Origin of the sequence: Amycolatopsis tucumanensis (assembly GCF_021654135.1) — a bacterium.
Lineage (GTDB): Bacteria > Actinomycetota > Actinomycetes > Mycobacteriales > Pseudonocardiaceae > Amycolatopsis_E > Amycolatopsis_E tucumanensis.
This window is the reverse complement of the sequence record NZ_JAKGSD010000019.1, coordinates 25,309-41,795: the sequence shown is the minus strand read 5'-3', so window position 1 is coordinate 41,795 and position 16,487 is coordinate 25,309. Positions and strand designations below refer to the sequence as shown.

Genomic DNA, 16,487 nt, shown 5'->3' with positions numbered 1-16,487 from the left:
CTAAACGATGTCAGCCGCAGATCTGGTCTGTCAAGCCCGGCTGGAGTAGAACGAGATCATGGCGACGGAGCTGAAGGTGGACACCGACCCCGCCGAGGTGGGGTTCGACGCGCGGCGGCTGGACCGGATCGACGGGCACTTCGCCAGGTACGTCGACGACGGGTTGCTCCCCGGGTACCTGGCCGTGGTCGCGCGGCGGGGGAAGATCGCCTACGTCGCCCGGCGCGGGCACCGGGACGTCGAAGCGGGCCTTCCGGTCGAAGTGGACACCCGCTGGCGCATCTTCTCGATGACCAAGCCGGTCACGTCCGTCGCCGCGATGGTGCTCTACGAGGAGGGCGCCTTCGAACTCACCGATCCGATCGCCCGCTGGCTGCCCGAGTTCGCCGAGCCGCGGGTGTACGTCAAGGGCTCCGCGCTCAAACCTTTCACCGAACCGGCCACCGAGCCGATCCGCGTGTGGCACCTGCTCACCCACACCGCCGGGCTCACCTACGGCTTCCACCACGCGCACCCGGTCGACGCCATCTACCGCGCCAACGGCTTCGAGTGGGGGACCCCGCCCGGCGCCGACCTGGCCGAGTGCACGCGGCGGTGGGCTGAGCTGCCGCTGGTCTTCCAGCCCGGCGCGGAGTGGAACTACTCGGTCGCCACCGACGTCCTCGGCCGGCTCGTCGAGGTGGTGTCCGGGCAGCCGCTCGACGAGTTCTTCGCCCAGCGCGTCTTCGAGCCCCTCGGCATGGGCAACACCGGTTTCGCCACCGATTCCACGGACAAGTTCGCCGCGCTGTACGTGCCGGATCCCAGTACCGGCAAGGCTGTCCGCAACGACTCGTTCGGGCGGTCCGGGCTCGAGAAGGCCGCCTGTCTGTCGGGCGGTGGCGGGCTGGTGTCCACGGCCGCCGACTACCACCGGTTCACCCAGTTCCTGCTGAACCGCGGTGAACTCGACGGCGTCCGGCTGCTCGGCCCGCGCACCGTCGACCTGATGACGAGCAACCACCTGCCCGGCGGTGTGGACCTGGAGGCCTACGGCAGGCCGCTGTTCGCCGAAATGCCGTTCCACGGCTTCGGGTTCGGGCTCGGGTTCTCCGTCCTGACCGACCGGGTGAAGGCGAAAACCCTGTCCAGCGAGGGCGAGTTCGCCTGGGGCGGCGCGGCGAGCACCGCGTTCTGGGTCGATCCGGCCGCGGAGATCACCGCGTTGTTCTTCACGCAGCTGCTGCCGTCCAGCACCCACCCGATCCGGCAGCACCTGCGGCAGCTGGTGTATCAGGCGGTCGTCGACTGACGGTGCAGCCGCCGCAGCGCCAGCGCGAGCTGCAGGCGCAGGCGACCGGACGGATCGTGCACCGACCAGCCCAGCAGGGTTTCCGCGTGGGCCAGCCGGTCCTGCAACGTCGAGTGGTGCACGGTGAGTGCGGCGGCCGCCGCGCGCAGGCTGGCGCTGGTGGCCACGGCGTCGAGCGTGGCGAGCATCCACGGCGCCGAGGCGGCCGCACGCTCCAGGGACCGCACGTCCGGCACCGGTTCGCTACCTGGCCCGACGGCCTCGGCGAGCACCGCCAGCCCGCCCAGTTCGTCCGCGCGGACCACCCGCGGCCCCGGGTCCTCGGTGGTGCCCTCGGCGGTGAACCGCACCGCCGTCCGGGCCGCGGCCAGTGACGACGGCAGGTCGAGCACGGGCACCAGGGGACCGATGCCCGCGCGCGCCCCGGCAGGCGGAGTGATCATCACCCCGGCCGTGCCGTCCGCGTAGGCGATGGCTCGTGCGGTCGCTCCCAGTCCGAGCCGCCGCGCGGCCTTCTCCCTGGCCTGCGGGGACGCGGTGCCGTCCAGCACGACCTCGACGGGCTCCGGCACCCGGTCCCGCTCGAGCACGAGCCGGATCGCGGCGGCGGCGCGTTCGAGGACCATCGCGTCCACCGCCGAGGGCGGGCCCGGCCGCTCCAGCCACAGCCCGTCCACACCGGGCCAAGCCGGATCGACCGGGGTGTCCAGGTCCGAGCGCCGCCCGTCGGCCGAGACCCGGACCCGCTTGCCGGGCACCTCCAGCCGGGCGGCGCAGCCGGCGAGGGTGGCCGCGCCGCGGACCAGCGCTTCCAGCCCGGCGTGCCCGTCGACGAGGCGGTCGAAGTAGGCGATCACCTTGACCGCGGCGCCCGCCTCCGGGTCGAGCGCGGCCAGCCGCCCTGCCAGCTCTCTCACCGGTCCATGGCGTCACTCGGCGAGGATCCGGCGCAGCCACCGCACCCGCGCGGCCTTCGCGGCACGGGAGATCTCCGCCTGCGGCGCGAACGAGTCGAACCCGTGGTAGCCGCCCGGCCACACGTGCAGCTCGGCCGACCCGCCCGCGAGCCAGATCCGCCGCGCGTAGTCGACGTCCTCGTCGCGGAAGGACTCCGCCGAGCCGACGTCGATGAACGCCGGCGGCAGCCCGGACAGGTCGGTGGCCCGCGCCGGGGCGGCGTAGGGGGAGACGTCCGGGCCGCCGCGCGCGGAGCCGAGCAGCGCCGTCCAGCCGGTGTCGTTCGACGTGCGGTCCCACACGCCGAGCCCCTTCATCTGGTGCGTCGACGGGGTCTCGTTGCGGTCGTCCAGCATGGGCGCGACCAGCAGCTGACCCGCGAGCCGCGGACCGCCGCGGTCCCGCGCCATCAGGGCGACGGCCGCGCTCAGCCCACCACCCGCGCTGCCCCCGGCCACGACCAGCCGCGACGGGTCGATGCCCAGCTCGGCGGCGTGCTCGCGGGTCCACAGCAGCCCGGCGTAGCAGTCCTCGACCGGCACCGGGTGCGGGTGCTCGGGCGCCAGCCGGTACTCCACCGACACCACGACCAGACCCAGCTCCAGCGCCCAGGCCAGTGGCTCGTCGAGCCCGACGCGGTTGGTGCCCACGACCATGCCGCCGCCGTGGATCCAGTAGATCCCGGGCGCGGGTGTGCGCAGCCCGGTGGGTCGGCCGACGACCACGGACACCTCGTCCGACACCCGACGGTCCACCAGTTCGATGCGGCCGTCCTGGCTCAGCTCGTCGTCGGAGAGCAGGCGTGCGCCCATGCCCTCGCGCATCGCGGGGATCATGTCCGGCAGGATCGCGGGCGGGACCTGCTCGGCGATGACGTCGAGCATGGCCGCGGCTTCGGGGTCGAACGCCGGTGGCGGGCCGTACGGGGCGCTGGTGGTCATCGGGCCTCCTGGTCACGACGGTGGGGAACACCATCCTGACCCGGCCGGCACGCGCCGGGTGGCGGGTGTTGCCCGCCACCCGGCGGGTGCCTAGCCCAGCTTGCCGATGATCTGCTCGCCGTAGGCGTGCAGCGTCTGTTCGCGCTGGTCGTGCATCAGGTACACGGCGAACTGGTCGACCCCCAGGGCGGCCAGTTCCTGCAGCCGCGCCACGTGCGCCCCCGCGGGGCCGGTCAGGCAGAACCGGTCGACGATCTCGTCCGGGACGAAGTCGGTCGACGGGTTGCCCGCCTTGCCGTGGTGGGCGTAGTCGTAGCCCTGCCGCTCGCGGATGTAGTCGGTCAGCTCGTGCGGCACCGGGCCGGACTCGCCGTAGCGGGCGACCAGGTCGGCGACGTGGTTGCCGACCATCCCGCCGAACCACCGCAGCTGGTCGCGCTGGTGCGGCAGGTCGTCCCCGACGTAGGCGGGCGCCGCGACACAGATCGTGATGCCTGCCGGGTCCCGCCCCGCCGCCCTGGCCGCCTCGCGGACCGAGCCGATGGTCCACTCCGCGATCGCCGGGTCGGCGCACTGCAGGATGAACCCGTCCGCGTGCTCACCGGCCAGCTGCAGCGCCTTCGGCCCGTAACCGGCCATCCACATCTCCAGCCGCCCGCCGCGCACCCACGGGATCCGCACCGGGGTGTCGCCGAGCACCACCTCCCTGCCCTCGGCCAGCTCCTTGATCGCGTGCATCGCGTCCCGGACCGTGGCCAATGTGGACGGTCGCTTGCCGATCACCCGGTGCGCCGAGTCGCCGCGGCCGATCCCGCACACCGTGCGGTTGCCGAACATGTCGTTGAGCGTGGCGAACAACGACGCGAGCACCGACCAGTCCCGCGTGCCCGGGCTGGTGACCATCGGCCCGACCGTCATCGCCGACGTGGCGGCCAGGATCTGCGAGTAGATGACGAACGGCTCCTGCCACAGCACCACGGAGTCGAACGTCCAGCCGTAGCCGAACCCGCAGTCCTCCGCCGCCTTCATCAGCCGGATCACCTCACGCGCGGGCGGATCCGTCTGCAGCACCACACCGAAGTCCATGACGGCTCCCTAGTTCAGGTACTGGCACAGGTCCCGGGACAGGAACTTCCCGTGCCCGGCGCTGCCGGAGAACCCGGACGGCGACACGATCACCCGGCCACGCGAGAGCACGGTCTCGACCTTCCCGGTGATCTCGAAGCCCTCGTACGCCGAGTAGTCCACGTTCATGTGGTGCGTCTCGGCGGACAACGTCTGCTTCGCCGCCGGGTCGTAGACCACGATGTCGGCGTCCGAGCCGGGCGCGATCACGCCCTTGCGCGGGTACAGGCCGAACATGCGCGCGGGGGTGGTCGAGCACGCCTCGACCCAGCGGCCCAGCGAGATCTCGCCGGCCACCACGCCCTGGTGCAGCAGGTCCATCCGGTGCTCGACACCCGGCATGCCGTTGGGGATCTTCGAGAAGTCCCCGCGGCCGAGCTCCTTCTGGTCCTTGAAGCAGAACGGGCAGTGGTCGGTAGACACCACGCTCAGGTCGTTCGTGCGCAGCCCGCGCCACAGGTCGCCCTGGTGCCACTTCTCCCGCAGCGGCGGGGAAGCGACGTACTTCGCGCCCTCGAAGTCCGGCTTGGCCAGGTCCTCGATGGACAGGTACAGGTACTGCGGGCAGGTTTCGGCGAACACGTTCTGCCCCGTGTTCCGCGCTTCCGCGACGGCCGCGAGCGCTTGCGACGCCGACAGGTGCACGATGTAGAGCGGCGCACCGGTCACCTGCGCGAGCCGGATCGCCCGCGACGTCGCCTCGCCCTCCAGCTCCGGCGGCCGGGTCAGCCCGTGCTGCACCGGATCGCCCTTGCCCTCGGCGAGCGCCTGCGCGACCAGCTGGTCGATCGCGATGCCGTTCTCCGCGTGCATCATGATCGTGGCACCGGTTTCGGTTGCCTGCTGCATCGCGCGCAGGATCTCGCCGTCGGTGGAGTAGAACACGCCCGGGTAGGCCATGAACATCTTGAAGCTGGACACCCCGGCGTCGATGCAGGCCTGCATCTCCTTGAGCGTGGTGTCGTTGACGTCGGACAGGATCATGTGGAACCCGTAGTCGACGGCGCAGTTTCCGTCGGCCTTCTCGTGCCACTTGTCCAGCGTCGGCTGCAGCGTGGAACCCTTGGGCTGCACCGCGAAGTCGATGATCGTCGTGGTGCCGCCCCAAGCCGCCGCGGTGGTGCCGGTCTCGAACGTGTCGTGCGAGAACGTGCCGCCGAACGGCATTTCCATGTGGGTGTGGGCGTCGATCCCGCCGGGCAGCACGTACTTCCCGGTCGCGTCGATCACCTCGTCGGCGGTGTCGAACAGCCCGGGCGCGGCGACCGCGGCGATCGTCTCGCCCTCGACGAGCACGTCCGCGCGGCTCGCCCCGGTGGTGGACAGCACGGTGCCGCCCTTGATCAGCGTGCGCATGCGTTCTCCCTCAGGGCGCCACGAGCGGGTCGTAGGAGTCCGGGCGGCGGTCCCGGTAGAACTGCCAGAGGTTGCGCACCTCGGACAGCTTGTCCATGTCCAGGTCCCGCACCACGACCTCGTCCTCGGTGTCCGATGCTGCGTCGCCGACCAGCTCGCCGCGCGGGTCGACGAAGTAGGTCTGGCCGTAGAAGTCGTTGTCGCCCAGCGGTTCCACGCCGACCCGGTTGATCGCGCCGACGTAGTACTCGTTCGCCACGGCCGCGGCGGGCTGCTCCAGCCGCCACAGGTACTGCGACAGGCCGCGGCTGGTCGCCGACGGGTTGAACACGATCTTCGCCCCGGCCAGGCCCAGCGCGCGCCAGCCCTCCGGGAAGTGCCGGTCGTAGCAGATGTAGACGCCGATGCGCCCGACCGCGGTGTCGAACACCGGGTAGCCGGTGTTGCCGGGCCGGAAGTAGAACTTCTCCCAGAAGCCCTTGACCTGCGGGATGTGGTTCTTCCGGTACTTGCCCAGGTACTTGCCGTCGGCGTCGATCACGGCGGCGGTGTTGTAGTAGACGCCGGCCTGCTCCTCCTCGTACATCGGCGCCACGATCACGATGCCGTGCCGCTCGGCGACCTCCTGCAGCAGCTTCGTCGTGGGGCCGTCCGGGATGCCCTCGGTGTAGGAGTAGTAGTCGGCGTCCTGCACCTGGCAGAAGTACGGACCGTAGAACAGTTCCTGCAGGCACACGACCTGCGCGCCCTGCGAGGCGGCGGTGCCGATCGCGTCGACCGCGCCGGCGATCATCGAGTCCTTGTCACCCGTCCACCGCTGCTGTACCAACGCGGCTCGGACCAGATTGCTCACGGGTTTCCTCCTTCGGTTGACGGTGCGCCCAGGACAGGGCGAGGTAGACGACGAAGGCGCCGGCCAGACCGGCGACCCAGCTGTAGTCGTAGACGGGCTTGAGGAACGGGATCAGCCCGTCGGCGGGGAACGGCCCCTGCGAACCCGGCGCGGTGTAGGCGCCGCCGACCGCGAGCACCCCGCCGACGGCCGTGGCCACCAGCGCGCGCCAGTTCCAGCCGGCGCGGAACCAGTACCGCCCGCCCTCGGCGTAGAGCCCGGCCAGGTCCAGGTTGGTGCGCTTGACGACCCAGTACCCGGCCACCAGCACCCCGGCGACCGCGCCGAGCACGCCGCCGTAGAAGCCCAGCCAGGCGAAGATGTAGATGTCGGGGTCGGAGTAGAGCTTCCACGGCATGATCACCACGCCGATCACGCCGGTGATCAGGCCGCCGACGGCGAAGGTGATCCGCTTGGGGAAGGCGTTGGAGAAGTCGTAGGACGGGCTGACCACGTTCGCCGCCAGGTTCGCCGAGATCGTGGCGAGCACCAGCGCGATCAGCGCCACCACCACCAGCGCCGGGCTGGAGAACCGGTCGGCCAGCTGCGCCGGGTCCCAGATCGCCTCGCCGTAGAGCACCTGGCCGCCGGAGGTGGTCAGGATCGCCACGATCGCTATGAACGTCATCGTGGTCGGCAGGCCGAGCACCTGGCCGCGGGCCTGTTTGCGCTGGCTGCCGCCGAAGCGGGTGAAGTCCGGCATGTTCAGCGACAGCGTCGACCAGAACGCGATCATCGCCATCAGCGACGGCGCGAAGATCTTCCAGAAGTCGGCGCCCCAGCCGAGCTGCGCCGGTTCGGACAGGATCGGACCGAGGCCGCCCGCCTTGATCAGCACGTAGGCGAGCAGGATCAGGAACCCGACCGACACCAGCGGCGCGGTCCAGTTCTCGAACCGCCGCACCGCCTCCATCCCGCGCCAGATGATCAGCATCTGGACCACCCAGAAGATGCCGAACGACAGCCACAGCGTCCACGGCTGGCCGCCCACCTCGGCCGCATTGCGCCACCCCGACCCGGTCAGCTTGCCGACCAGGATGTAGATCGCCTCACCACCGACCCAGGTCTGGATGCCGAACCAGCCGCACGCGATGAACGCCCGCAGCAGCGCGGCCAGGTTCGCTCCCCGTATTCCGTAGAAGGCACGCGCGAACACCGGGAACGGGATTCCGTACTTGGTGCCTGCGTGGCTGTTGAGCAACATCGGGATCAGCACGATCAGGTTGCCCAGGGTGATCGTGATGAGCGCCTGGAGCCAGTTCATCCCCAGCGCGATCAACGACGCGGCGAGCGCGTAGCTGGGAATGTTGTGCGCCATTCCCATCCACAGGGCGAAATAGTTGTAGGTGCTCCAGGTGCGTTTTTCGACGGGCACCGGAGCGAGCTCGTCGTTGAAGAACCGGCTACCCCGGATCGGCGCGGTGTCGCTGAGATCCACCCGGCCGTCCGGTCGCGTGATCTGCGAGGTGGGTTCCATTGCGGAATCCTGCTCGTCCCCGCGGCGGGGGAGGCACTGTCAGAGTGTTCACCGTTGCCCGCGTCGGAACGCATTGTGTCGATTGCGCCCGGCGCGGGCCGGTGCATCACCCGGATGTGAAAGCCGGTTGTGACAGCCGGTCAACCTACGCGAAACACGGGCTCAGAATTCGAAGACCCCGCCGGACTCGGCGGCCGCGGCGCACTTGTTGCCGAAGGTGTGGGTGTAGACCACCGGCTTGCCGCGCCAGTGGCCCTTGGCGGTGGCCGTGGTCGGGCTGTAGATCATCGGGCACACCGTCGCCTCGCCGGGGATGCGCTCGATGTCGCCGTCCACAGTGGTCAGCGTGGCGCAGGCCTTGGTCTTGCCGGGGTGGCTGCCGCCCGCCGGGTGGCAGTCCAGGCTCACGGTGACGACCCGGCCCGCGCCGTCCTGCAGGGAGAGCATCAGGCTGGCCGCGGGGGTCTGGGCGGGCGGGGCGGCCAGGGCCAGCACCGACGCCGCGGCGGGGAGTAGGGCGGAAAAAGGCATATCGGGGCTATCGGCCGGTCCAGCCCGGATCTGTGTTACCGGTTCGGGTGATCGTCGGAAAGATCATGGGCCAGCAGCGCGAGGTAGAGCGACAGCATCGATTCAGGGTCCTCCAGCGGCACGCCGAGCACCTGCTCGATGCGCGCGAGCTGCTGGTAGTAGGCGGTGCGGGAGGTGTGCGCGGCCGCGGCCGCCGCGGACTTGTTGCCGCCGTGCTCGCAGTAGTGCCGCAGGGCCTGGACCAGCCGGGTGCCCGACGCCGCGTCCCGCGACAGCAGCGGGCCCAGCTCGCGCTCGGCGAAGGCCCGCACACGCTCGTCGTCGGCGAGCAGGTGCAGCAGGCCGCGCAACCGGACGTCCTGCAGCCGGTGCACCTCGCGGTCGGTGTCCGAGCGCAGCGCCGCCGCGGCGACGTGGGCGGCCTCGACCAGGCTGCGGCGGGCGTCGGCGGCGCTGTCCACGACCGTGCCGACCGCCAGCACCGTGGGCACCGACGTCGGCCGTGCCCGCAGCTCGGCGGACAGCCGCCGCAGCACCGCGTCGACGTTTGCCTGCGGCGAGAGCGACAACAACGCGCGCACGCTGACGTCGTCGACGACCGCCACGAGCGCGGACACCTTCGCCCGGCGGGTGGCCAGGGAGACGGTCTCGGCGAGGTCCCGCAACACCGTCGGCGCGGACGCCGCATGCCGTGGCGACGCGGTCATCCGGGGCCGGACCGCGACGCCCACCAGCCGCCCGGACAACGGCGAGCCCAGCGCGGCCGCACGCGCGAGCAGCTCGGTGGACGGGGCGGGCGAGGTCATCAGCTCGGCGAGCACGGCCCGGTGCGCCTGTCGCTCCAGGCTGTCCGCCTCGCGAGCGACCAGCCGGTGCACGGCGAGCGCGGACGCCGCCCGCTCGGCGACCACGACGTGCCGGTCCGGCGGCGGCTCGTCGCACACGACCACCAGCCGTCCCCAGTCGTGCCCGCGGGCGCCGACGACGGTGACCAGCCAGCCCGCGTCGGCGTGGTAGCCGGTCCGCTCGCCCAGGTGCACGGTGCGGGAGCGGGACGGCCAGCCGGTCAGCAGCTCGGCCGGATCGGCGCCGGCGGAGTCGTAGGCGAGCACCTCGTGGGCCAGGGTCTCCAAAACGACCGGCGACTCGGTCATGCGCGCGACCTCGCGCAGCACCTCGGCCGGCTCCGCGCCCGCGACGGTGAGCTGCGTGAACACCTGGTGCACGTGCTCGGCGGCCCGCAGCTCGGCGACCTGGGCGTCCACGATCAGCCCGTTCACCGCCTCGGTGACCGCGACGTACCGCGTCTCGCGGGACAGGGTGATCAACGGCAGCTCGTGCCGCGCGGCCGCGTCGACCAGCGCCCGCGGCAGCGCGTCGCTCCAGTGCCGGACCAGCTCGACCACCAGTCCGGCGACCCCGGCCTCGGCGAGCCCGTCCACGTACTTCGCCAGCTGCGCGGCGTCGTCCGGCAGCGCGATCCCGGTGGTCAGGACCAGCTCGCCGCCCTTGAGCAGGTGCCCGATGTCGGCGACCTCGGCGACGTGCACCCACCGCACCCGGGTGTCCAGCTTCTGCCCGCCGGCCACGACCTTCGGGCGGCCGTGCCGCAGCACCGGCAGGGCCAGCACGTCCGCGACCGTCGGGTACAAGCGCCACCACCTCCGCAGAAAGCAGACTGTACGGCCGATCGGGCCATTGGGTACATGTTGTGTGTGGTGGCCGGGCGCGGCGGCCACCGAGACTGGCGGGCATGAGCGAATCGGAGCTGCTGGCCCGGCACCGGGCGGTCCTGCCGAACTGGCTGGCCCTGTACTACGACGAGCCCCTGGAGATCGTGCGAGCGCAGGGGAGGCGGGTCACCGATTCCTCCGGAACCACCTATCTGGACTTCTTCGCCGGCATCCTCACCAACGCCATCGGCTACGACGTCGCCGAGATCTCCGACGCCATCCGCGCCCAGGTCGACTCCGGCGTCCTGCACACCTCGACGCTGTACCTGATCCGCAAGCAGGTCGAACTCGCCGAGCAGATCGCGGAGCTGTCCGGCATCCCGGACGCGAAGGTGTTCTTCACCAACTCCGGCACCGAGGCCAACGAGACCGCGCTGATGCTCGCGACCCAGTACCGCCGCTCCAACCAGGTGCTCGCGATGCGCAACAGCTACCACGGCCGGGCGTTCGCCACGATCGGCATCACCGGCAACCGCGGCTGGTCGGCCAGCTCGCTGTCCCCGGTCAAGGTCTCCTACGTCCAGGGCGGCTACCGCTACCGGGACGCCTTCCGCGACCTGTCCGACGCCGATTACGTGCGTGCCTGCACCGACGACCTGCGGGACGTCCTGGAGACCACCACGTCGGGCGACGTGGCCGCGCTGATCGCCGAGCCGATCCAGGGCGTCGGCGGGTTCAACGTGCCTCCGGACGGGCTGTTCGCCGCCTTCAAGGAGGTCCTCGACGAGTACGGCATCCTGCTGATCTCCGACGAGGTCCAGACCGGCTGGGGCCGCACCGGCGAGCACTTCTGGGGCATCCAGGCGCACGGCGTCACCCCGGACGCGATGACGTTCGCCAAGGGCCTCGGCAACGGGCTGGCGATCGGCGGCGTCGTGGCGCGCGGCGACCTGATGGACTCCATCACCGCGAACTCGATCTCGACCTTCGGCGGCAACCCCGTGTCCACCGCGGGCGCGAAGGCGACGCTGGACTACCTGCTCAGCCACGACCTCCAGGGCAACGCCGCGAAGCAGGGCGCGCGGCTGCTGACCGGGCTGCGCGACATCGCCGAGCGCTACGACGTCGTCGGCGACGTGCGCGGCAAGGGACTGATGATCGGCGTCGAGCTGGTCGAGCCGGACGGCGCGCCGAGCCCGGAGGCCGCGCGGCTGGTGCTGGAGGAGACCCGCGCCCGTGGTCTGCTGGTCGGCAAGGGCGGGCTGCACGGCAACGTGATCCGGCTGGCGCCGCCGATGACCCTGACCGACGACGAGACCGGCGAAGCGCTCGAAATCCTGCGGGAGTCGATCGCCGCCGTGCAGGAGGCGCGGAAGTGACGCAGCGGATCAGCCACTGGATCGACGGCAAGAGCTGGGCTGGGGTCGCGGACCGGACCGGGGAGGTGTTCGACCCCGCCACCGGTGAAGTGCGCGCTCGCGTGGACTTCGCCGGTGGCGGGCAGGTGGACGAGGCCGTCGCGGCGGCCGCGCGCGCCTTCCCCGGCTGGCGGGACACCTCGCTCGCGGCCCGGTCGCGGGTGCTGTTCCGGTTCCGCGAGCTGCTCACCGAGCGCAAGGACGAGCTGGCGGCGATCATCACCGCCGAGCACGGCAAGGTCCTCTCGGACGCGGCCGGTGAGATCGCGCGCGCCATCGAGAACGTCGAGTACGCCTGCGGCGCGCCGCAGATGCTCAAGGGCGGGTTCAGCGAGAACGCCTCCACCGGGGTGGACGTGTACTCGATCGCGCAGCCGCTCGGCGTGGTCGGGGTGATTTCGCCGTTCAACTTCCCGGCGATGGTGCCGCTGTGGTTCGTGCCCAACGCGCTGGCCTGCGGCAACACGGTCGTGCTCAAGCCGAGCGAGAAGGACCCGTCGGCGTCGCTGTTCATCGCCGAGCTGTTCGCCGAAGCCGGGTTGCCGGACGGGGCGCTCAACGTGCTGCACGGGGACAAGGTGGCGGTCGACGGGCTGCTGACGCACCCGGTGGTGAAGGCGATCTCGTTCGTCGGCTCGACGCCGATCGCGCGGTACGTCTACGAGACCGCCACCGCGCACGGCAAGCGAGTGCAGGCGCTGGGCGGGGCGAAGAACCACATGGTCGTGCTGCCCGACGCCGACCTCGACCTCGCCGCGGACGCCGCCGTGTCGGCCGGGTTCGGGTCGGCGGGGGAGCGGTGCATGGCGGTGTCCGTGGTGGTCGCCGTCGACCCGGTCGGCGACGAGCTGGTGTCGAAGATCGCCTCGCGGATGGGTTCGCTGACGGTCGGCGACGGGCGGTCACCGGAATCGGAGATGGGCCCCCTGGTGACCGCGGCGCACCGCGACCGGGTGCAGTCCTATGTGGAGGCCGGCGTGTCCGCGGGGGCGTCGCTCGTGGTGGACGGCCGGTCGGTTTCCGTGCCCGGCGGCGGGTTCTGGCTCGGGCCGACGCTGTTCGACCGGGTGCGCACCGACATGTCGATCTATACGGACGAGATCTTCGGACCGGTGCTGTCGGTCGTCCGCGCCGGCAGCTACGACGACGCGCTGGCGCTGGTGAACGCCAACGCCTACGGCAACGGGACGGCGATCTTCACCAACGACGGCCGCGCCGCGCGGCGGTTCCAGAACGAGGTCGAAGTCGGGATGGTCGGGCTCAACGTGCCCATCCCGGTGCCCGTCGGGTACTACTCGTTCGGCGGCTGGAAGGACTCCCTCTTCGGCGACAGCCACGCCTACGGGCCGGAGGGGTTCCACTTCTTCACCCGGACCAAGGTCATCACGTCGCGCTGGCCGGACCCGTCGCAGGGCGGGGTGAACCTGGGCTTCCCGCGCAACTCCTGAGCGCCCGCTCACCGAGCTGGGACACGCCGCCCGCGCCTTCCGTAAACTCGTGGTGAGATACCCGCCGTAGGAGTTCGGAGGTGAGGCGTGCCCAGCTCGGAGGAGCGTCGCTTCGAGGTCCTGCGCGCCATCGTCGCGGACTACGTGTCCACCCACGAGCCGGTCGGCTCCAAGGCGCTCGTGGACCGGCACAGTCTCGGCGTGTCCAGCGCGACGGTGCGCAACGACATGGCGGTGCTGGAGGAGGAGGGGTACATCACCCAGCCCCACACCAGCGCCGGCCGCATTCCCACCGACAAGGGCTACCGGCTCTTCGTCGACAAGTTGTCCGAGGTCAAGCCGTTGAGCCCGGCCGAGCGGCGGGCCATCATCAGCTTCCTCGACGGGGCGCTGGACCTGGACGACGTCCTGCGCCGCTCGGTGCGGCTGCTCGCGCAGCTGACCAGGCAGGTCGCGGTCATCCAGTACCCGACGATGTCGAACTCGTCGCTGCGCCACCTGGAAGTGGTGCCGCTCACACCGGCCCGCCTGATGCTGGTGATCATCACCGACTCCGGGCGCGTCGACCAGCGCACCGTCGACCTCGGCGACGTGATGACCGAGGAGAACGTCGCCCGCATCCGCGAGATGCTCAACGCGGCGCTGGCCGGCCGCCGCCTCACCGACGCGGCCACCCGGGTCACCGAACTGCCCGACCAGGCGCCCGGCGAGCTGCGCGACGCCCTCGTGCGGATCTGCACGTTGCTGGTCGAGCACCTGGTGGAGCACCCCGAGGAACGGCTGGTCCTCGGCGGCACGGCGAACCTCACCCGCAGCGTCGCCGACTTCCCCGGGTCGCTGCGCCAGGTGCTCGAGGCGCTCGAAGAACAGGTCGTGGTGCTCAAGCTGCTCGCCGCGGCGCGCAACCCCGGTGCGGTCACCGTCCGCATCGGTGAAGAGAATGAAGACGAGCAGATGCGCAGCACCTCGGTCGTGTCGATCGGCTACGGCAAGAACGACATGCTGCTCGGCGGTATGGGTGTGGTCGGTCCGACCCGGATGGACTACCCCGGCACGATCGCGGCGGTGCGCGCGGTGGCCAACTACGTGGGGCAGATCCTGGCCGGCGGCTAGCCAGGGCGATGCTTGTCTAGGAGGACGGTTCAGAAGGTGGCCAGGGACTACTACGGCATCCTCGGGGTGCCCAAGAACGCGAGTGATCAGGAGATCAAGCGCGCCTACCGCAAGCTCGCCCGCGAGCTGCACCCCGACGTCAACCCGTCCGAGGACGCCCAGCACAAGTTCAGCGAGGTCACCACGGCGTACGAGGTCCTGTCGGACCCGCAGAAGCGCAAGATCGTGGACCTCGGCGGCGATCCGCTGGACAACGGGGCCCGCGCCGGTGGTGGCGGCGGCGACCCGTTCGGCGGGTTCGGCGGTCTCGGCGACATCATGGACGCCTTCTTCGGCGCGGCCACCGGCGGCGGCCGCGGGCGCGGTCCGCGCAGCCGCGTCCAGCCCGGCTCGGACGCGCTGATCCGGATCAGCCTCAGCCTCGAAGAGTGCGCGACCGGGGTCGACAAGGAGATCACCGTCGACACCGCGGTGCTGTGCGACCAGTGCCACGGCAACGGCACCGCCCCCGGCGGCACCGTCAAGACCTGCGACACGTGTGGCGGGCAGGGTGAGATCCAGTCCGTGCAGCGGTCCTTCCTCGGCCAGGTCGTCACCTCGCGGCCGTGCCCGGTGTGCCGCGGCTTCGGCGAGGTCATCACCGACCCGTGCCGCCAGTGCGGTGGCGACGGCCGGGTGCGCGCCCGCCGCTCGGTGACCGCGAAGATCCCGGCCGGTGTCGGCGACGGAATGCGGATCCGGCTGTCGGCCCAGGGCGAGGTCGGCCCCGGCGGCGGCCCGGCCGGCGACCTCTACATCGAGGTCGACGAGGAGCCGCACGAGGTGTTCGTGCGCGAGGGCCACGACCTGCACTGCAACCTGCGGATCCCGATGACGGCGGCCGCGCTGGGCGCCACGGTGCCGCTGGAGACCCTGATCGACGGCGAGTACGAGCTGTCGGTGGACCCGGGCACACAGTCGGGCACCGAGCTGGTGCTGGCGGGGATGGGCATGCCGCGGCTGCGCTCGTCCGGGCGGGTCGACGGGCGGGGTGACCTGCACGTCCACGTGGACGTCGCGGTGCCGACCAAGATCGACGAAGCCCAGCGCGAGCTGTTGCAGCAGCTGGCCCAGCTGCGCGGCGAGGAGGCCGGGGTGACGTCCAACGGGCGGCACCAGGGCGGGCTGTTCTCGAAGCTGCGCGCCAAGAGCCACAAGTAATGCCGTCCACCACGCCGCCGGTGTTCCTGGTCGAGGAGCTGCCGGCGGGTTCGCGGTTCGCGTTGTCCGGCGAGGAGGCCCGCCACGCGGCGACCGTGCGGCGCATGCGCGCGGGGGAGCGGCTGGTCGCCTCCGACGGCCGGGGTTCCGCCGCGGAGTGCGTGATCGCGGAGGTCCGGCCGGGCCGTGAACCGGTGCTGGACCTGGAGGTGTCCCGGCGGTGGACGGAGGCCGCGCCCGCGCTGCGGGTCGTGGTGGCGCAGGCGCTGGCCAAGGGCGACCGCGGCGAGCTGGCCGTGGAGCTGGCGACGGAGGCGGGGGCGGACGAGATCCTGCCGTGGCGGGCCGAGCGCAGCGTGGTGCGCTGGGAGGAGGGCCCGCGCGGGGCGAAGGCGCTGGCCCGCTGGCAGAACACCGCCCGCGCAGCGGCCAAGCAGGCCCGGCGGGCGTGGGTGCCGCCGGTGCGCGAGCCGGTGAGCACGGCCGAACTGGCGGCGGTGGCGGCCAACGCGGCGTGCGCGGTGGTGCTGGAGGGCAGTGCTTCGCGGCGGCTGACCGAGCTGTCGCTGCCCGCCGCCGGTGATCTGCTGCTGGTGGTCGGCCCGGAGGGCGGCATCACCGACGGCGAGGTGGACGCCCTGACGTCGGCGGGTGCGATCGGGGTCCGGCTGGGACCGACCGTGCTGCGCACGTCCACCGCGGCCGCGGTGGCCCTGGGCGCACTCGGCGCGATGACGTCCCGCTGGGCCTGACCGTCACGCGCTGTCGTCGCCGGACCGGGCGAACCGTGGAACCGGTCACCTCGGCGGAACATCACGGAAACCGCACCGCAAGCGGCTCAACGGCTGATTCGCGTACCGCCCGTCTTCGAAACCTGGAAAAAATTGGGTGTCGACTGTGGCGCGCCGGGCATCGCACCCATTACCCTGACCCACACGACACCTGGGGTCGCCCCCGGGTGCCCAAAGCCCCGCCGGACACCTCCCCCCTCGGTCCGGCGGAGCCGCGGAGGCGGTGGAGCGACCCCCAGGCTCCACCGCCCCGCGGCGTCTACCGCGAGTCGCG

14 protein-coding genes are annotated in these 16,487 nt (G+C 71.6%); 6 read left to right on the top strand and 8 right to left on the bottom strand.

Going from position 1 to position 16,487, the window contains the following annotated elements; all coding sequences use genetic code 11:
* Window positions 1–58 precede the first annotated feature (58 nt).
* The gene (locus L2C96_RS19935; RefSeq protein ID WP_237337311.1) at window positions 59–1,291 is read left to right on the top strand and encodes a serine hydrolase domain-containing protein; all 1,233 of its coding nucleotides are present in this window, start codon (window positions 59–61) and stop codon (window positions 1,289–1,291) included.
* Here the strand turns inward: L2C96_RS19935 and L2C96_RS19930 are convergent.
* From L2C96_RS19930 to L2C96_RS19895, 8 genes are all read right to left on the bottom strand, one after another.
* Complete coding sequence (locus L2C96_RS19930; protein ID WP_020416594.1) at window positions 1,273–2,208, bottom strand: helix-turn-helix domain-containing protein; 936 nt, start codon at window positions 2,206–2,208, stop codon at window positions 1,273–1,275. The two genes, L2C96_RS19935 and L2C96_RS19930, sit on opposite strands and share 19 nt — an antisense overlap.
* Window positions 2,209–2,220: 12 nt before the next feature.
* On the bottom strand, window positions 2,221–3,189 hold the full coding sequence (locus tag L2C96_RS19925) for an alpha/beta hydrolase (protein WP_237337310.1): 969 nt from the start codon (window positions 3,187–3,189) through the stop codon (window positions 2,221–2,223).
* Between the two features lie 90 nt (window positions 3,190–3,279).
* Window positions 3,280–4,275 carry a TIGR03842 family LLM class F420-dependent oxidoreductase gene (locus L2C96_RS19920; RefSeq protein ID WP_237337309.1) on the bottom strand — a complete coding sequence of 332 codons (996 nt, stop codon included), beginning with the start codon at window positions 4,273–4,275 and terminating at the stop codon, window positions 3,280–3,282.
* Window positions 4,276–4,284: 9 nt separating this feature from the next.
* Window positions 4,285–5,670 (bottom strand): dihydropyrimidinase, encoded by a 1,386-nt coding sequence (hydA, locus tag L2C96_RS19915; RefSeq protein ID WP_237337308.1) that lies wholly within the window; start codon window positions 5,668–5,670, stop codon window positions 4,285–4,287.
* Between the two features lie 10 nt (window positions 5,671–5,680).
* The gene (locus L2C96_RS19910; protein ID WP_237337307.1) at window positions 5,681–6,523 is read right to left on the bottom strand and encodes a nitrilase-related carbon-nitrogen hydrolase; all 843 of its coding nucleotides are present in this window, start codon (window positions 6,521–6,523) and stop codon (window positions 5,681–5,683) included.
* Window positions 6,474–8,039: an NCS1 family nucleobase:cation symporter-1 gene (locus L2C96_RS19905; protein WP_020416599.1), complete on the bottom strand. Its 1,566-nt coding sequence runs from the start codon at window positions 8,037–8,039 to the stop codon at window positions 6,474–6,476. The genes L2C96_RS19910 and L2C96_RS19905 overlap by 50 nt, the downstream gene beginning before the upstream one ends.
* Before the next feature lie 162 nt (window positions 8,040–8,201).
* Window positions 8,202–8,570, bottom strand: a complete 369-nt coding sequence (locus L2C96_RS19900) for an SSI family serine proteinase inhibitor (RefSeq protein WP_017981223.1) — start codon at window positions 8,568–8,570, stop codon at window positions 8,202–8,204.
* A gap of 35 nt (window positions 8,571–8,605) precedes the next feature.
* A complete protein-coding gene (locus L2C96_RS19895) occupies window positions 8,606–10,222 on the bottom strand; it encodes a PucR family transcriptional regulator (RefSeq protein ID WP_237337306.1) in 1,617 nt (538 codons plus the stop codon).
* A gap of 101 nt (window positions 10,223–10,323) precedes the next feature.
* Between L2C96_RS19895 and L2C96_RS19890 the strand changes: the two genes are divergently transcribed.
* The 5 genes from L2C96_RS19890 to L2C96_RS19870 all read left to right on the top strand — a co-directional run bounded on the left by L2C96_RS19890 (window position 10,324) and on the right by L2C96_RS19870 (window position 16,174).
* Window positions 10,324–11,622 (top strand): aspartate aminotransferase family protein, encoded by a 1,299-nt coding sequence (locus L2C96_RS19890; RefSeq protein WP_020416601.1) that lies wholly within the window; start codon window positions 10,324–10,326, stop codon window positions 11,620–11,622.
* Window positions 11,619–13,109, top strand: coding sequence for a CoA-acylating methylmalonate-semialdehyde dehydrogenase (locus L2C96_RS19885; protein ID WP_237337305.1), 1,491 nt, complete (start codon window positions 11,619–11,621; stop codon window positions 13,107–13,109). Before L2C96_RS19890 ends, L2C96_RS19885 begins: the two co-directional genes overlap by 4 nt.
* Before the next feature lie 87 nt (window positions 13,110–13,196).
* Complete coding sequence (hrcA, locus tag L2C96_RS19880) at window positions 13,197–14,222, top strand: heat-inducible transcriptional repressor HrcA (RefSeq protein WP_017981227.1); 1,026 nt, start codon at window positions 13,197–13,199, stop codon at window positions 14,220–14,222.
* Window positions 14,223–14,258: 36 nt separating this feature from the next.
* On the top strand, window positions 14,259–15,422 hold the full coding sequence (dnaJ, locus tag L2C96_RS19875; RefSeq protein WP_020416603.1) for a molecular chaperone DnaJ: 1,164 nt from the start codon (window positions 14,259–14,261) through the stop codon (window positions 15,420–15,422).
* Window positions 15,422–16,174 (top strand): 16S rRNA (uracil(1498)-N(3))-methyltransferase, encoded by a 753-nt coding sequence (locus tag L2C96_RS19870; protein WP_237337304.1) that lies wholly within the window; start codon window positions 15,422–15,424, stop codon window positions 16,172–16,174. Before dnaJ ends, L2C96_RS19870 begins: the two co-directional genes overlap by 1 nt.
* The last annotated feature ends 313 nt before the right edge of the window (window positions 16,175–16,487 follow it).